The 16,789-nt window shown below is 56.1% G+C and carries 13 protein-coding genes and 2 pseudogenes; 7 read left to right on the top strand and 8 right to left on the bottom strand.

Annotation, left to right across the window (positions count from 1 at the left end):
- The 3 genes and pseudogenes from VGP75_RS18210 to cysQ all read right to left on the bottom strand — a co-directional run.
- Window positions 1-150 (bottom strand): annotated as a pseudogene (locus VGP75_RS18210) (UTP--glucose-1-phosphate uridylyltransferase); the annotation flags it as partial.
- Window positions 151-260: 110 nt separating this feature from the next.
- Window positions 261-1,061, bottom strand: coding sequence for a 3-deoxy-manno-octulosonate cytidylyltransferase (locus VGP75_RS18205; protein ID WP_327545006.1), 801 nt, complete (start codon window positions 1,059-1,061; stop codon window positions 261-263).
- Window positions 1,061-1,858: a 3'(2'),5'-bisphosphate nucleotidase CysQ gene (gene cysQ, locus VGP75_RS18200; protein ID WP_327545005.1), complete on the bottom strand. Its 798-nt coding sequence runs from the start codon at window positions 1,856-1,858 to the stop codon at window positions 1,061-1,063. Before cysQ ends, VGP75_RS18205 begins: the two co-directional genes overlap by 1 nt.
- Before the next feature lie 121 nt (window positions 1,859-1,979).
- Between cysQ and VGP75_RS18195 the strand changes: the two genes are divergently transcribed.
- The 4 genes from VGP75_RS18195 to radC all read left to right on the top strand — a co-directional run bounded on the left by VGP75_RS18195 (window position 1,980) and on the right by radC (window position 6,936).
- Window positions 1,980-2,801, top strand: a complete 822-nt coding sequence (locus VGP75_RS18195) for an ABC transporter permease (protein ID WP_327545004.1) — start codon at window positions 1,980-1,982, stop codon at window positions 2,799-2,801.
- A gap of 205 nt (window positions 2,802-3,006) precedes the next feature.
- Window positions 3,007-4,911 (top strand): molecular chaperone DnaK, encoded by a 1,905-nt coding sequence (dnaK, locus tag VGP75_RS18190; protein ID WP_055295350.1) that lies wholly within the window; start codon window positions 3,007-3,009, stop codon window positions 4,909-4,911.
- Between the two features lie 73 nt (window positions 4,912-4,984).
- Complete coding sequence (dnaJ, locus tag VGP75_RS18185; RefSeq protein ID WP_327545003.1) at window positions 4,985-6,127, top strand: molecular chaperone DnaJ; 1,143 nt, start codon at window positions 4,985-4,987, stop codon at window positions 6,125-6,127.
- Between the two features lie 41 nt (window positions 6,128-6,168).
- The gene (gene radC / locus VGP75_RS18180) at window positions 6,169-6,936 is read left to right on the top strand and encodes a RadC family protein (protein ID WP_327545002.1); all 768 of its coding nucleotides are present in this window, start codon (window positions 6,169-6,171) and stop codon (window positions 6,934-6,936) included.
- Here radC and VGP75_RS18175 read toward each other — a convergent pair.
- Both VGP75_RS18175 and secA read right to left on the bottom strand, forming a co-directional pair.
- The gene (locus tag VGP75_RS18175) at window positions 6,933-7,925 is read right to left on the bottom strand and encodes a hypothetical protein (RefSeq protein WP_327545001.1); all 993 of its coding nucleotides are present in this window, start codon (window positions 7,923-7,925) and stop codon (window positions 6,933-6,935) included. The genes radC and VGP75_RS18175 overlap by 4 nt on opposite strands.
- Window positions 7,926-8,029: 104 nt before the next feature.
- Complete coding sequence (secA, locus tag VGP75_RS18170) at window positions 8,030-10,738, bottom strand: preprotein translocase subunit SecA (protein WP_327545000.1); 2,709 nt, start codon at window positions 10,736-10,738, stop codon at window positions 8,030-8,032.
- 195 nt (window positions 10,739-10,933) lie between these two features.
- On the opposite strand from secA, the gene VGP75_RS18165 reads away from it, so the two are divergent.
- The 3 genes from VGP75_RS18165 to mutT are packed head-to-tail and all read left to right on the top strand — an operon-like array spanning window position 10,934 to window position 13,392.
- Window positions 10,934-11,776, top strand: coding sequence for a peptidylprolyl isomerase (locus VGP75_RS18165; protein WP_327544999.1), 843 nt, complete (start codon window positions 10,934-10,936; stop codon window positions 11,774-11,776).
- 6 nt (window positions 11,777-11,782) lie between these two features.
- On the top strand, window positions 11,783-12,997 hold the full coding sequence (argJ, locus tag VGP75_RS18160; protein WP_327544998.1) for a bifunctional glutamate N-acetyltransferase/amino-acid acetyltransferase ArgJ: 1,215 nt from the start codon (window positions 11,783-11,785) through the stop codon (window positions 12,995-12,997).
- Window positions 12,994-13,392, top strand: coding sequence for an 8-oxo-dGTP diphosphatase MutT (gene mutT / locus VGP75_RS18155; RefSeq protein WP_327544997.1), 399 nt, complete (start codon window positions 12,994-12,996; stop codon window positions 13,390-13,392). The genes argJ and mutT overlap by 4 nt, the downstream gene beginning before the upstream one ends.
- Before the next feature lie 63 nt (window positions 13,393-13,455).
- On the opposite strand, the gene infB is transcribed toward mutT, so the two are convergent.
- From infB to VGP75_RS18140, 3 genes and pseudogenes are all read right to left on the bottom strand, one after another.
- Window positions 13,456-15,939, bottom strand: coding sequence for a translation initiation factor IF-2 (infB, locus tag VGP75_RS18150; protein WP_327544996.1), 2,484 nt, complete (start codon window positions 15,937-15,939; stop codon window positions 13,456-13,458).
- The gene (locus tag VGP75_RS18145; RefSeq protein WP_327544995.1) at window positions 15,936-16,568 is read right to left on the bottom strand and encodes an RNA-binding protein; all 633 of its coding nucleotides are present in this window, start codon (window positions 16,566-16,568) and stop codon (window positions 15,936-15,938) included. The genes infB and VGP75_RS18145 overlap by 4 nt, the downstream gene beginning before the upstream one ends.
- A gap of 25 nt (window positions 16,569-16,593) precedes the next feature.
- Window positions 16,594-16,789: pseudogene (locus tag VGP75_RS18140) on the bottom strand (transcription termination factor NusA); the annotation flags it as partial.

The raw sequence follows: 16,789 nt of genomic DNA, 5'->3' as shown, positions 1-16,789 counted from the left end.
GCCAGCGGCGCGCGCCTCGTCAATCGCGTATTGAATCAAAGGGCGGTCGACCAAGGTCATGATTTCCTTGGGCACGGATTTTGTTGCCGGCAGAAACCGCGTTCCAAGCCCTGCGACGGGAAAAATGGCTTTTGATACTTTTCTATCCATGACTCTACTCTTGATACCTAAAAACACTGATGTAATTGCCGATATTGGCCATATTAAGACGGGAAACGTGAAATTTCTGCGACCCAGGCTGGCCTGTCTAAATAAATAACTTAGTCATGCCCCATTTCTTTGAGCATTTCTTCTATACGCGGAACATCTTCGGGATTGTTCAATTCCCAAAACTGCCTGCCTTTGGCGGCGACTTCCACACAGAGCATGGGAACACCCCGTTCAAGAAAACGCAACTGCTCTAACCCTTCCAATTGCTCCAAAGGCCCGGCGGGCCACTGTGGATAGGATTTGAGCGCATCCGGTCGATAGGCATAAACGCCAACATGATGGAAAACAGGTGTTTCATCCGCATCGCCATAGGTTTTCCCGGTGAAGGGAATCACCTCTTTCGAGAAGTAGAGTGCGTTGTTGTCCGCACCAAAGACGGCCGTTGTCCCGCCAACGCGTCCTTCGCGGCGGTCCTGCAACAGCCCGTTCAACGCACGCCCTTCGGTCCGCAAAACAGGGGTCGCAACATCTGCTGATGGATTGTCACGCAGCCCTTGCACCAGATCTTCAATGAACCATGCCGGTGTCAGCGGAGCATCGCCCTGCAGGTTTACCACGATGTCATATTCATCACCCAAGTTCACAAGCGTCTCTGCGCAACGCTCGGTCCCGTTCTGGCAGGTGGTCGACGTCATCACGAACTCAGCACCAAAGGCTGCACAAGCCTCGGCAATGCGCGCGTCATCCGTCGCCACGACCACCTTGTCGACACCCGCAACACCACAGGCCGCATCCCATGACCGGCGGATCAGGCTCTTGGCCTCACCACTGGCGCCTTTCAGCGTCACAAGCGGTTTACCGGGATAGCGCGTAGACGCGTACCGTGCGGGAATGACGATGATGACTGACATTACGGTTTCTCCAATGCGACACCCGGGGCGTAAGCGATGAAGAAGGGGTTTTCAAATGCAGGTTTTCCATATTGCAATGGTGTGTGGTCATCAAAGCGGACAACATGACCGCCTGCGCCATTCAACACAGCATGGCCCGCTGCCGTGTCCCATTCCATCGTGCGACCAAGGCGTGGATAAAGATCGGCTTCACCGGTGGCCACCAAACAGAATTTCAGGGACGAACCTGCGCTCTTCATATCTGCTGTCGTGTATTTGCTGATATAGTCGTCAGTCGCTTGATCGCGGTGCGACTTGGATGCAACGACAAGCAGCGCATCATTATCAGGTTTAGACACAGTGATTGGCGTGGTTTGGCCCTGTTTTTCCAACGCGAATGCGCCGTGCTCTTCGACAGAGGCGCCTTCGGCATCGGTATAAAAAAGCCGCTCTCTCGCAGGGGCATAGACAATGCCACGCACCGGCACGCCGTCTTTGACGTAGGCAATATTCACAGTGAAATCGCCCCGCCGTTTGATAAATTCCTTCGTGCCATCCAGCGGATCGACAATCAGAAATGTGCGGGCCGAAACCTTATGCGATGCGGCCTGTTCCTCGGTGACTAACGGGATGTCGGGGAAGGCTGCACGCAGCCCTGCGCTGATGATTGCATCTGCAGCTTCATCCGCGACAGTGACCGGGCTTTCATCACTTTTGGAGCGGACTTCAAAATCGTCCCCGTTATAGATTTCCATGATCTTGTCACCAGCCTGTAAAGCAAGCTCACGCATCACTTTGGTGAGTTCTTCAAAATCCATTAAATGCCACCTGTCATCAAAAAGCCCTGTTCGGCCTGTTTATGATGTTTCCCCGCGCGATCAGCAAGGTTATCGTCGCAACACCCACACCAGCGTTTTCACCCAGCTAAACGGACTGCCGATGTTCCAGACCCCGATCTATAGAAACAAGACAAGCGGTCTGTTTGGCATGCTTGAGGTGATCTATCATACGATTGTCCGCAAGGCGCGCAGCGGCCATCGCAATGCCGTTATCGCAATGTTGCTGAACCTGATGCAGGGCCTGACGATGATCATCGCCTTCCTGCTGTTTTTCACCGTGCTCGGGCTTCGCAGTTCTCCGATCCGTGGCGATATGATGCTTTACATCATGACCGGAATTTTTGTTTATCTTACGCATATCAAGGCAGTGAGCGCCGTCATGGGTGCGGGTGGACCCACATCTTCGATGATGCTTCACCGCCCAATGAATACAATCATCGCCATCGTGGCTGCTGCACTTGCAACACTTTACACACAAATCATTACCTTGGTCGTGATCCTGTCGATCTATCACATCGCCTTTAACCCCATCACGATCTACGATCCTGTCGCCGCAATGGGCTTTTTCCTGATGGCGTGGTTTTCGGGCTGTGCGGTAGGCATGATTTTTCTGGCACTGAGCCCCTGGTTTCCGCGGTTCACGTCGCTTGCAAAAACGATTTACATACGTGTGAATATGCTCGCCTCAGGAAAAATGTTTGTTGTCAACACACTGCCCGCCTCCATGATGGCGATGTTTGACTGGAACCCTTTGTTCCACAACATCGACCAGATGCGCGGTGCTGTGTTCCTGCATTACAACCCGCAGTTCACCAGTGTCGAATACCCGATTTATCTATCGCTCGTCCTGATCATGATCGGTCTCATGGGCGAATTCTTCGGGCGGCAGCACGTCTCAATTAGCTGGTCTGCCGGACGATAGGCAAAACAAGCGCTGCCTCTGCGGAAAAAACCGGCAATTTAGCCTTCTCGGTGCACCCCAGATGCTTGCAGCCCCAATATCCCACCCCTATATACGCTGAGATCGAAGTCGTGCAGAGCAATCGCGGACTTCAGACATGAAACTGGCGCGGGTGCCGAAACGGGTTCGCGCTGCTCAAACCGCCTAAAGTAGAGGGATTTGAAAAATGGCCAAAGTTATTGGTATCGACCTGGGAACCACGAACTCCTGTATCGCCATCATGGATGGTGCAAAGCCGCGTGTTATCGAAAACTCTGAAGGTGCGCGCACAACGCCATCTATCGTTGCGTTCACCGATGATGAGCGCCTTGTCGGCCAGCCTGCAAAACGCCAGGCTGTCACCAACCCCGAGAATACTATCTTTGCCGTCAAGCGCCTGATCGGTCGCCGGTTCGACGACAAAGATCTCGCCAAAGACAAAAAGAACATGCCGTTCAATGTCGTCAACGGCGGCAACGGTGACGCATGGGTCGAGGCCAAGGGTGAGAAATACTCCCCCAGCCAGATCTCTGCCTTTATCCTTGGCAAAATGAAAGAAACCGCCGAGAGCTATCTTGGCGAAGAAGTAACGCAGGCTGTTATCACCGTCCCTGCCTACTTTAACGACGCCCAGCGTCAGGCCACCAAAGACGCCGGTAAAATCGCCGGTCTGGAAGTGCTGCGGATCATCAACGAGCCGACAGCGGCAGCGCTGGCCTACGGTCTGGACAAAAAAGACAGCAAGACAATCGCCGTTTATGACCTTGGCGGTGGTACATTCGACGTCACCATCCTTGAGATCGACGACGGCCTGTTCGAAGTGAAATCCACCAACGGTGACACGTTCCTCGGTGGTGAAGACTTTGACATGCGCATCGTCAACTACCTTGCAGACGAGTTCAAAAAAGAGAACTCGGTCGATCTGACCAAGGACAAGATGGCGTTGCAGCGTCTGAAAGAAGCCGCCGAGAAAGCCAAGATCGAATTGTCTTCTTCCTCGAGCACCGAAATCAACCAGCCGTTTATTTCGATGGGCTCTAACGGCCAGCCGCTGCACATGGTGATGAAACTGACCCGTGCGAAGCTGGAAAGCCTTGTTGGCGATCTGATCAAGGCGTCACTGAAGCCATGTAAAGACGCGATCAAAGACGCGGGCCTGTCCACATCTGACATCGACGAAGTCGTGTTGGTCGGTGGTATGACACGCATGCCGAAGGTGAAGGAAGAAGTCGCCAAGTTCTTTGGCAAGGAAGCCCACCAAGGCGTGAACCCTGACGAAGTGGTTGCCATGGGTGCCGCAATTCAGGCCGGTGTTCTGCAGGGTGACGTCAAAGACGTGGTTCTTCTCGACGTGACACCGTTGTCGCTGGGTATCGAAACGCTCGGTGGTGTGTTCACACGCCTTATCGACCGCAACACGACGATCCCGACGAAAAAGTCTCAGGTCTTCTCGACTGCCGAAGACAACCAGAACGCCGTGACACTGCGCGTGTTTCAGGGTGAGCGTGAAATGGCCGCAGACAACAAGATGTTGGGCCAGTTCAACCTCGAAGATATCCCGCCAGCGCCACGCGGCATGCCACAGATCGAAGTGACTTTCGACATCGACGCCAACGGCATCGTTGAAGTCGGCGCCAAGGACAAAGGCACCGGCAAAGAGCAGAAGATCACGATCCAGGCCTCTGGTGGTTTGTCCGATGAGGACATCGAAGCAATGGTCAAGGACGCCGAGGCAAACGCCGAGGCCGACAAGGAACGCCGTGAGCTTGTGGATGCGAAAAACCAGGCCGAAAGCCTGATCCACTCGACCGAAAAGTCGATGGAAGAGCATGCAGACAAGGTTGACCCGACCACGATCGAAGCGATCGAGTTGGCGATTGCCGCGCTCAAAGATGATCTGGAAGGTGACAAAGCCGACAAGATCAAGTCCGGCATCCAGAACGTGACCGAAGCAGCCATGAAGCTGGGCGAAGCGATCTATAAGTCCCAGCAAGAAGCGGACGGCGAAGTAGAGCCGGATGCACCGGGTGCAGACGAAGAAATCCTTGATGCGGATTTCGAAGATCTGGGCGACGACAAGCGTGACAACTAAGGCCGCGCGCCGCTGACATGTGACCGGCCCCTGAACCGGGCCGGTCTTTGTCATTCCCAAGGGGGAACTTATCATGGCAAAACGTGACTATTACGAAGTGCTTGGTGTTGCCAAAGGCGCCGATGCTGCCGAGATCAAGAAGGGCTACCGCCAGAAGGCGAAAGAGCTCCACCCTGATCGTAATGCCGACAATCCTAATGCAGAAGCCCAGTTCAAAGAGGCCAATGAGGCCTACGAAGTTCTGAAGGACCCGAACAAGAAAGCCGCCTACGACCGCTATGGTCATGCCGCGTTCGAAAACGGTATGGGCGGTGGCGGTGGCGGGCCACGCGGTGGCCAAGGTGACTTTGGCAGCGCGTTCTCTGACGTGTTCGACGATCTCTTTGGTGATTTCATGGGTGGTCGCGGTGGCGGTAGACGCAGTGCGGCCCAGCGCGGCAATGACCTGCGGTACAACCTCCGGATCAACCTTGAAGATGCGTTTTCAGGGATGCAGAAGACGATCACCGTTCCAACGGCCGTAACCTGTGGATCCTGCAGCGGAACAGGCGCCGAAGGCGGATCTGAACCGCAGACCTGCCCTACATGTTCAGGTATGGGCAAAGTGCGGGCACAGCAGGGTTTCTTTACGGTCGAACGGACCTGCCCTACTTGTTCCGGCATGGGCCAGACCATCAAGGATCCTTGCCGGACCTGCCACGGCCAAGGCCGTGTCGAGAAGGAAAAGTCGCTGTCTGTAAACATCCCGGCTGGTGTTGAAACCGGTACACGCATCCGCCTTGCCGGTGAGGGCGAAGCAGGGATGCGCGGTGGACCAACGGGCGATCTCTATATCTTTATCGAAGTGCAGAACCATGCGCTTTTTGAACGGGAAAACACGAACCTTTATTGCCGTGTGCCCGTCTCGATCGCGACCGCCGCTTTGGGTGGCGAAATTGAGGTACCCACGATTGACGGTGGCCGCAGCCGCGTAAAGGTGCCCGAAGGATCACAGTCCGGTCGGCAGATGCGTCTGCGCGGCAAGGGAATGCCTGCCCTTCGGGGTGGTGGTATAGGCGACATGTTCATCGAATTGGCTGTCGAAACGCCTGTCAAACTGACCGCACGCCAGCGTGAAATCCTCAAAGAGTTCGATCAGTTGAGCGAAGACAACAATCCGCATGGATCAAGCTTTTTCGACACAGTCAAAAGCTTTTGGGACTCGATGAAGAGCTAGCGTTAACCGCGCAGTAACCACTACTTCGGCAAAGTGAGAATATGAATCACTTTGCCGAAGCTCCTTCCCTATTTCCTGACCACGACGACGTGACCGATGTTGCGCCGCTCACCCCCGGCAAACTCCCGTCTTATGTGCGTGACCACCGCAAGCGGTTGCGCGAACGCTTTCTGGCGGGCGGGGCCAATGCCATGCCGGATTATGAACTGCTTGAACTCGTGCTGTTCCGCGCGATCCCGCGACAGGATGTCAAACCGCTCGCACGGGCGCTGATTGATACCTTTGGCGATTTCAACCGCGTTCTTTCTGCGCGGCTATCCCAGCTTACTGCGGTGAAGGGCGTTGGCGATGCCGTTCTGTTAGAACTCAAACTGGTCGAAGCGGCGGCCCACCGTCTGTCGCGCTCAAAGGTGATGCAGCGCCACGTACTTTCGAACTGGGATGCTTTACTGAACTATTGCCACACGACGATGGCGCACCGCGAAACCGAGCAGTTTCGCATCCTGTTTCTTGATACCAAGAACACTGTCATCGCCGATGAAGAGCAGGCAAAGGGCACGGTCGATCATGTGCCGGTCTATCCGCGTGAGGTCGTGAAACGTGCGCTCGAACTGAATGCAAGCGCCCTTATCCTCGTGCACAACCACCCATCCGGTGATCCTACGCCATCAGATGCCGATGTGCAGATGACACGGCAGATCACGAACGCCGCCATGGCACTGAACATCACGGTGCATGATCATCTGATTATCGGAAAATCGCGCGAAACCAGCTTTCGCTCACTCGGTCTGTTTGACGGAACCGCCTAGTTTGAGACAACAGCGAGGTTTGTGAATTTGTTCCGAATCAGCGTCACCTCACCGACTTGATCACAGGCAGGCATTTGGAGCGTAATCTCTTTTACCACAAGCGTCTGGCCCGAATTGGTTTGGATCGTCCCTGCGTCAACCTCACGACCACAGTTCGCTGCGGTCACAGTGACACCCACCCGCAAGTCAACACCGCTGTTGCGGTTCATCTGACCCGCGGGAAAGGTATAAACCTCGGCCTGGAAAGGAATTTCAGCCTCGGATTCGCCGAGAAAGATAACAAAACCGTTTTTGCCGGCACGTGTATCTACTGCATTGTGAAAAGATGCCGACCAGACATGCCCCGGATCGCCAATCTGCGCACCGTTTTCAAGCGCATGAAGACGCATGTTATCTGTCGATGACCATTGCAACACCGCGCGGTCGTATCGGCGCAGCTCCGGCACAAAAATTTCGGTAGATGCCTTGAGAATGTTGTCAAAGGTCACTTCGAATTTGGCATTGGGAATCAGTGCAGGCATCACTACTTGCGCATTGCCACCACGATCCGTGGTTGCAGAGACGCGCAAACCACTATGCGAGACAACAAATGATCTGTTTGCGAGGCACGGCGAAGCGACATTTAGCGTCACCAGGGCCGCAGTCTCGCGGCGGGTATTGATAACGGTTTCGCATCCTGGCAGGGGCGTCGCCATGATGGACTGGAAGCGGGGGGTGTCGAATTCTGTGTAGACCGAAGCAACCGCAACGACCCTTTTGGCATTCGCTGTATGGTCCAGAGGCGTTGTGACGATGTTGGGCACGCCAAAAACAGCCTGCCCTTCCGTATTGGTCGACAACATCAAAGAGCGGGGCGCTTTGTTGTAGGTTTCAACCACATTTGCACCGTTCATATCCGGTGTCGTTTCACCATACTGCGCCACGAATCCAATCGAAAGCGCCACGGTGAGCGTAGACGCAATTGTCTTGATTGTCTTTAAGCGAGACATCCCCATCCCTCACAGCGGCAGAAAAGCTACAATGAGGGTGCAATATTAGCGTGACGTTAACAGGACTGCCTAAAGGTCTTAGCGTGTCCCGATTATGTCAGAAATTAGGCGAGCCGCCCGTGACAGTGTTTAAACTTTTTGCCTGATCCACAAGGACAGCTGTCGTTGCGGCCCGGGTTTCCCCATGTGTTCGGGTCGTTTTCGTCAAAACCTTCACGCGCCGATCCCGTAGCTTCCGCCGCCGCCGCAGGGGCCGCAGCACCTGCCGTCGCTGCTGCTGCGGCTGCTTGCTGCTGGCGGATCTGGGCGATCATCTGTTCCTGCTCTTCCTTCGACATTGGCCGGATCTGCGCCAGCTTTTTCGTCACATCAGAACGCAGGCTTTCCAGCATGGTTTCGAACAACTGGAACCCTTCGGTCTTGTATTCGTTCAGCGGATCCCGTTGGGCATACCCACGGAAACCCACCACTGAGCGCAGGTGCTCAAGCGTCAGCAAATGCTCACGCCATTTGGCGTCAATGGTTTGCAACAAAAGCTGCTTTTCAACGTTGCGCATCGTCTCATCGCCGAAGGCTTCTGCCTTCTCAGCCATGTATTTATCAGCGGCTTCTTCAATGCGTTCGCGGATATCGTCATCATCGACACCCTCTTCATCTGCCCATGCAACGACAGGTAAATCAAGGCCGATATGGTCCTTAACGCTTTCCGCGAGTCCTTCGGTATCCCATTGATCTGCATATGTTTTTGGCGGCATAAAGTCGTGAACAAGATCATCGATCACCTGATCACGCATGTCCTTTGTGACCTCTGACAGATCCTTGGCCATCATGATATCGCGACGCTGCGAGAAGATCACCTTGCGCTGTTCATTCATCACATCGTCGAACTTCAAAAGCTGCTTGCGAATGTCAAAGTTGCGGCCTTCGACCTTGGCTTGCGCGCGCTCAAGCGATTTGTTCACCCATGGGTGCACGATCGCTTCACCCTCTTTCATGCCCAAACCGGACAGCACTTTGTCCAGACGGTCAGAGCCGAAAATCCGCATCAGATCGTCTTCGAGCGACAGAAAGAAAGCAGAACGGCCCGGGTCACCCTGACGGCCGGAACGGCCACGCAACTGGTTATCAATCCGGCGGCTTTCGTGCCGTTCAGTCGCCAGCACATAAAGACCACCGGCCGCTTTCACCTTTTCCTTTTCATCGGCAACTTCGGCCTCGATCTTGGCACGGACCGCTTCGATGTCAGCTTCGGGATTTTGTTCCATGGCCTGCATCACGCGCATCTCGACGTTACCGCCCAATTGAATGTCTGTACCACGACCCGCCATATTGGTCGCAATCGTCACGGCGTTCAGCTTGCCGGCATCGGCCACAATCTGGGCTTCTTGTTCGTGCTGGCGTGCGTTGAGGATATTGTAGGTGATTCCCTCGGCTTTCAGCATCTCGGCCAAGGCCTCTGACTTTTCGATAGATGTCGTACCCACAAGAATCGGCTGGCCCTTGGCATGGGCCTCTTTGATCTCTGCGACGATACCTTCGAATTTCTCGCGCGCGGTGCGATAAACCTGGTCATCTTCGTCGATACGGGCAACCGGGCGGTTTGTCGGCACCTCAACCACGCCAAGGTTATAGATCTCGCGGAATTCCTCGGCCTCGGTCGCAGCGGTGCCTGTCATGCCGCCCAGTTTGTCGTAAAGGCGGAAATAGTTCTGGAAGGTAACAGAAGCCAAAGTCACGTTCTCGGGCTTGATCGTGCAGCCTTCTTTCGCTTCGATCGCCTGATGCAGACCGTCCGACAGACGGCGACCCGCCATCATACGGCCAGTGAATTCGTCAATCAGCACGACCTCGTCGTCGCGGACAATGTAATCCTTGTCTTTGGTAAAGAGTTTATGCGCACGCAGGGCCTGGTTCACATGGTGGACCAACGTCGCGCTTTCGGGATCATAAAGGGTCTGCCCCTCAGGCAAGAGACCCGCAGCGGTGAGTTTCTCTTCGAGAAAGTCGTTGCCTTCTTCAGAGAACGACACTTGGCGGGTTTTTTCATCAAGCGTGAAGTGTTCATCCGCCACATCGGGGATCACCTTGTCGATGGTCGCGTACATGTCGGACCGGTCTTGCGCGGGGCCGGAAATGATCAGCGGTGTGCGCGCCTCATCAATCAGGATACTGTCAACTTCGTCCACAATCGCAAAGTTGTGGTCGCGCTGGAACATCTGGTTGAGGTCCGATTTCATGTTGTCGCGCAGGTAATCAAAGCCCAGTTCGTTGTTCGTGGCATAAGTCACGTCACAGGCGTAGGCAGCTTTCTTTTCACCCTCTGGCTGCTGGGGAAAGACCACACCCGTGGTCAGACCCAAAGCGCCATAGACCTTGCTCATCCATTCCGCGTCACGGCGGGCCAGATAGTCGTTCACGGTGACGATATGCACACCCTTACCGGTCAGCGCGTTCAGATAGGCCGGGAACGTCGCAACAAGCGTTTTACCTTCACCGGTCTTCATTTCGGCAATATTGCCCTGATGCAGGAAAATCCCGCCCTTGAGCTGGGTGTCAAACGCCCGCAAGCCCAAGGCACGTTTCGCCGCCTCGCGACAGTTGGCAAATGCCTCTGGCAACAGATCGTCAAGGCTCTCGCCACCCATTGCGCGCTTGGCAAGCTCTTCGGTCTTTTGCTTGATGCCTTCGTCAGAAAGCGCCTCAAACTCAGGCTCTAGCGCATTGATCTTATCGACCAAGGGGCGGGCAGCCTTTACTTTGCGGTCGTTTGCGGTGCCAAACACCTTTTTGGCAATTGTTCCGAAACCCAGCATGTTCTCTCCGATGGCGCCTCGGCGCCTGTCTGACATCTATTTGAGAGGAGGTCGCTTGTAGGCCCGCTTCAGGCCACTTAGAAAGGGCCAAGATTTTCGAACTTAACGGCCTCCTCGAGGCATCTTTGGGATGTAAGGGGCTGTCAGTACAGTGTCAACGCCGCGGGCCGCCGCGGTTTATCAAGGGATCGTATAATGCTGAAACATGTTACATTTTTGGGTGCAACTGCTGTGGCCGCCACTTTGTCGACCGGGGCCTTCGCCCAAGACGTAACGGCCGACACAGTTGTTGCTACTGTGGGCGAAACAGAGATCACCATGGGCGAGATTATCATCGCCCGCACCCTGCTGCCGCCGCAGTATGCGCAACTCCCTGCCGAGGTGCTTTTTGACGGGCTTGTCGATCAACTGATCCAGCAACAGCTTTTGGCAGATGCAGCGGGCGAACCTTCTGCGCGCACCACCTTTACGCTGCTAAACGAACGCCGCTCTTTGCTTGCAGCCGAAGAGATTACAGAAATTGCCGAAAATGCGGTGACCGAGGCTGATCTCCAGGCCGCCTATGACGAACGCTTTGCGAATGCCGAGGAGATCGAGGAATTCAACGCCGCACACCTTCTTGTCGAAACACAAGAAGAAGCCGCCGCTGCCAAGACCCGCATAGATGAAGGTGCGGCCTTTGCTGATGTGGCCCGCGATGTATCCACCGGACCGACAGGGCCGAATGGCGGCAATCTGGGTTGGTTCGGCGCAGGCGCCATGGTGCCTGAATTCGAAAACGCCGTGACAGCACTTGAGGTCGGTGGCGTGACCGAACCGTTCGAAACCCAGTTCGGCTGGCATGTTGCGACACTGCTCGACAAGCGGATTCAGGCCGGCCCGACACTCGATGATGTTCGCCGCGAGCTGACTGCCGAACTCCAAGAGGCGGCAATCACCGTCCGTCTGGATGCATTGGCGGCAGAGGAAACAATCACAAAGCCAGAGCCGGGGCAGTTTGACCCCAGCCTGATTGATGCAACCAACCTGCTGGATTGATCTGATATGCCTGTTTCGCCCCTTGCCCCCGCAACTTTTCCGGAACTGCCCAAGATTGGCGGGGTCACCTTTGCGGCGGCCGCCGCAGGCGTCAAATACAAGAACCGTACCGATGTGATGCTGGCGATTGTCACGCCGGGGTCCGCGGTTGCCGGCGTCTTTACACGCTCGGCGACACGCTCGGCGCCTGTGCTGGATTGTCAGGCGAAACTGGGTAGTGACCCAAGCAACATCGCCGCGTTTCTGGTAAATTCAGGCAATTCAAACGCCTTTACCGGCAGCCGCGGCAGCGCATCGGTTCAGGCGGTGTGTGAAGCCGTGGCAGCCGAAACAGGCGCGCCGCTAGACCGGATCTTTACCGCATCAACAGGCGTAATCGGTGAGCCGCTGCCACATGACCGGATCATCGCCAAGATCGCGGAATTGCACGCAAACCAAAGTGCGGATGAGATTGAAAACGCCGCCCGCGCGATCATGACCACCGATACTTTTGCCAAGGGCGCCGCAGCCACGATCACGGTAGACGGCAAAGACGTGAAGATCGCAGGCATCGCCAAAGGCTCTGGCATGATCGCACCGGATATGGCGACAATGCTGGTCTATATCTTTACTGACGCGCAGATCGGGCAGGTGGATTTGCAGACGCTTGTTTCCGAAACCAACGCGAAAACCTTCAACTGCATCACCGTCGATAGCGACACATCTACCTCGGATTCGCTTTTGATGGCCGCAACTGGCGCATCAGGTGTGGATGTGACAGGAAACGCCGATTTCGCAGAGGCTTTGCACAACGTGATGCAGGACCTCGCGCATCAGGTCGTGCGGGATGGCGAAGGGGCGACCAAATTTGTGACCGTCAAAGTGACCGGCGCAAAGAATGATACCGACGCCCATAAAGTGGCGCTCTCGATCGCCAATTCACCTTTGGTGAAAACCGCGATCGCAGGCGAAGACGCCAACTGGGGTAGGATTGTGATGGCTGTTGGCAAGTCAGGCGCCGCAGCAGACCGCGACACGCTCAGCATTCGGTTTGGGGACATCACCGTCGCCGAAAACGGCTGGCGCGCGCCGGATTATTCGGAAGAGGCCACCAGCGCCTATATGAAAAACGCCGAGCTTGAGATCGGCGTTGATCTGGGGATCGGCAGTGGCGAAAGCACCGTCTGGACCTGCGATCTGACCCACGGCTACATCACAATCAACGCTGATTATCGCTCATGAAGACTGTTCTGGTGTCTGCTGTTGCCCTGATTGATGGCGACGGCCGGATCCTTTTGGCACAACGCCCCGAGGGAAAATCCATGGCGGGCCTGTGGGAATTTCCCGGCGGCAAGGTGGAAGAAGGTGAAACCCCGGAACTCGCGCTGATCCGCGAACTGCAAGAGGAACTGGGGATCGACACTTGGGCGTCCTGCCTCGCGCCGCTGACCTTTGCCAGTCACAGCTATGAGAAATTCCACCTGCTGATGCCGCTGTTCGCCTGCCGGAAATGGGACGGCACGCCGCAATCGCGCGAGGGGCAGGCGCTCAAATGGGTGCGCGCGAATGAGCTGCGCGATTACCCGATGCCCGCAGCAGACGTGCCGCTGATCCCGATCTTGCGGGATTGGCTTTAGCAACATCGAAACAAAAAAAGGCGGCCCGTTGGGACCGCCCTTTTCTATTCTTGATGCCTGCTCTTACAGGTTGCGCTCGATCTCTTCACGCTCGAAAATCTCGATCACATCATTCGGGCGGATGTCATCATAGTTCTCGAACGCCATGCCGCATTCCTGACCGGATTGCACCTCGGCAACTTCGTCCTTAAAGCGCTTGAGCGTTTTCAGCGTGCCTTCGTGGATAACCACGTTGTCGCGCAGCAGACGGACGCCCGCAGAACGACGCGCGACACCTTCGGTGACGAGACAGCCCGCAACCTTACCCACATTCGAGACCTTGAAGACCTCTTTGATGTTGGCATAGCCGATGAACTTTTCGCGAATTTCCGCAGACAACAGACCCGAGGCCGCAGCTTTCACGTCATCCACAAGGTCATAGATGACCGAGTAGTAACGGATTTCGACACCTTTCTGGTTGGCCGTGTTACGTGCAGAAGCATTCGCACGGACGTTAAAGCCAAAGACAGGCGCGCCGGATGCTTCGGCAAGGCCAATATCGGTTTCGGTGATCGCACCAACGCCAGAGTGCAGGACACGCACGCGGACCTCGTCGTTGCCGATTTTCTCCATCGCTTGCACGATCGCTTCGGCCGAGCCTTGCACGTCTGCTTTTACCACAATCGGCAGTTCGCTGACGTTTTCATCGGCTTTGGCGTTCGCCATCAGCTGTTCCAGCGTCGTCGCAGCACCGGCAGCAGCGCGTTTCTCTTTCGCGGCCTTTTCACGATACTCGGCGATTTCACGTGCCTGCGCATCAGTGGAAACCACATTCAGCACATCACCTGCTTCTGGCGTGCCATTCAGGCCAAGCACCTCAACCGGTACGGCAGGACCTGCTTCTTGCACGCGCTCGCCTTTGTCGTTGATCAGCGCTCGGACCTTGCCGTACTGCTCGCCCACAACAAAGATGTCGCCTTGGCGCAATGTCCCGTTCTGCACCAGAACGGTGGCAACAGGGCCGCGGCCTACGTCAAGCTGCGCCTCGATCACGGCACCTTCGGCAGCCCGATCAGGGTTGGCTTTTAGTTCAAGGATTTCGGCCTGCAGCGCAATCGCCTCAAGCAGATCATCAAGACCTTGGCCCGTGATGGCCGATACTTCAACGTCCTGCACATCGCCGGACATTTTCTCAACGATCACTTCGTGCTGCAACAGATCGGTGCGCACTTTGTCAGGGTTCGCATCGGGCTTGTCGATTTTGTTGATCGCCACGATCATCGGCACTTTCGCCGCTTTCGCGTGGTTAATCGCCTCAATCGTTTGTGGCATCACAGCATCATCCGCCGCGACAACAAGCACGACGATATCCGTCACCTGTGCACCGCGCGAACGCATCGAGGTAAAGGCCGCGTGGCCCGGCGTGTCGAGGAAGCACAGAACTGCTCCGCTCTCGGTCGTGACCTGATAGGCACCGATGTGCTGTGTGATCCCGCCTGCTTCGCCGGCCACAACCTTTGCATTACGGATCGCATCCAGCAGCGAAGTTTTGCCGTGGTCAACGTGGCCCATGATCGTAATGATCGGCGGGCGCGGTTTAAGGTCTTCGGGCTTATCTTCAACAGCCTGGATGACATCTTCGACGTCCGCATCGGAAACACGTACAACTGTGTGGCCGAATTCTTCAATGATCAATTCGGCGGTGTCCGCATCAATCGTCTGGTTCTGCGTCGCCATGATACCGTTGGTCATCAACGCTTTCACAACGTCGGCAACACGCTCGGTCATCCTGTTGGCCAGTTCCGACACCGTGATCGCCTCGGGCAGCGCCACTTCGCGGAAGACCTTTTCGCGCTCAACCGATCCACCCATTGCTTTCGCACGGGCGCGGTCCTGCTTGCGCTTCATCGCAGCCATCGAGCGTTGACGCCCACCTTCGCGGCCGGCCATCGCATCGTTCAGCGTCAGCTTGCCGGAACGGCGGTTATCTTCACCACCACGGTTTGGTTTCGGCTTGGTCTCTTTATCGCGCGCATCGTTTCCACGATCCGCTTTGCGCGGCGCGGCAGAGGGGCGGGAAATCTCGGTTTCACCTGGGACAGCGGCGGCAGCAGGCGGCGCATCTGCGATTGCCTTGGCTTTCGCAGCGGCAGCGGCCTTGCGCTCTTCTTCCTCGGCTTTTGCCTTAGCACGCTCCTCGCGCTCGCGATCCTCGGCCTCTTTGGCCTCCATCTCGGCGCGACGCGCTTCACGCTCGGCAGCGCGTTCTTTTTCTTCGGCTTCACGCGCAGCGGCCTCTTCGGCCTCGCGCGCTTTGGCCATCTTCAGCGCATTCATCCGGCGCTCTAGTTCGACATCGGAAATGCCAGCGGGGCGCTTCTTTGGATCGCCGCCAACAGGGCCACCGGTTGTGGTAGGCTTGGCTGCACCGGGCTTCGGCACCACAACGCGTTTGCGTTTGGTTTCCACCACGACGTTTTTGGTCCGCCCATGGCTAAAACTTTGCTTCACGTTGCTGGGACGTGAACCACCAAGGCCGAGTGTCTTTTTACCGTCGTTATCGCTCATTTAGCTTCTTTATCCTTCCCGGAGGCCGTATCGCCCCCGTTCCCTTCGCGTAATCCGCGTAGCTTTGTGGCTTCCTCTACAACACGATCGCTGAGTCTGCCAGTCGCAAGCGCGCCATGTATCACACTTTGCCGCCCAAATGCCAAACCCAATTCCTGAGAGGTCAGGCAGCCAAAGTATCGGGCGCCCTCGGGCGTCCATAGTTTCGTTTTGCCCCGTTCCGACCCGTCAGAGGCCTGAACCAGAACACGGACCCGCTCACCACCGGCAAGCCAACCCTTTACCTTCTCAAATCCGCAAACCGCACGGCCCGCTTTGCGGGTCAGTGCGATCAGATCAACGGTGCGGCGGGCAAGTTGGCGTTCAACTTCCTCCACCAGACCGTCAGGCACAGCGACCGCCTGCTTGGCAGAGCGTGAAAACTGACCTTTCTTCGCCTCTTCAAGCGTTGTCCGGTCAGCCGTCACATACATTCCTCGGCCCGGCAGTTTGCCCAAGACATCAGGCACAACCTGATTGTCAGGGCCCACAACAAAGCGGATCAAGCCAGCCTTTGGCTGCACCTCGCCCGTGACGATGCACTTGCGTTCGACTTCATCGCGTTCTTTGCTATGGCCACCACGCGCCATCTGCGATCCCCTCAGAGGCCTGCGATCAGGCCTCCTCCTCCGTGATCGAGCCTTCTTCGCTATCCGACACAAGATCATCAGGGTCAACCCAACCCAGCATCACGCGGGCGGTCATCACCATGTCTTGCGCTTCTTCCAGCGATACATCGAACGGTTCCAGTACACCTTCGTCTTTCACGCGTTCGCCGTTGACCGTCGTCCAGCCACCGGCCAGTTCCCAG

This window comes from Yoonia sp., assembly GCF_036007805.1.
Taxonomy (GTDB): Bacteria; Pseudomonadota; Alphaproteobacteria; order Rhodobacterales; family Rhodobacteraceae; genus Yoonia.
This window is presented reverse-complemented; position numbering and strand designations above follow the sequence as displayed.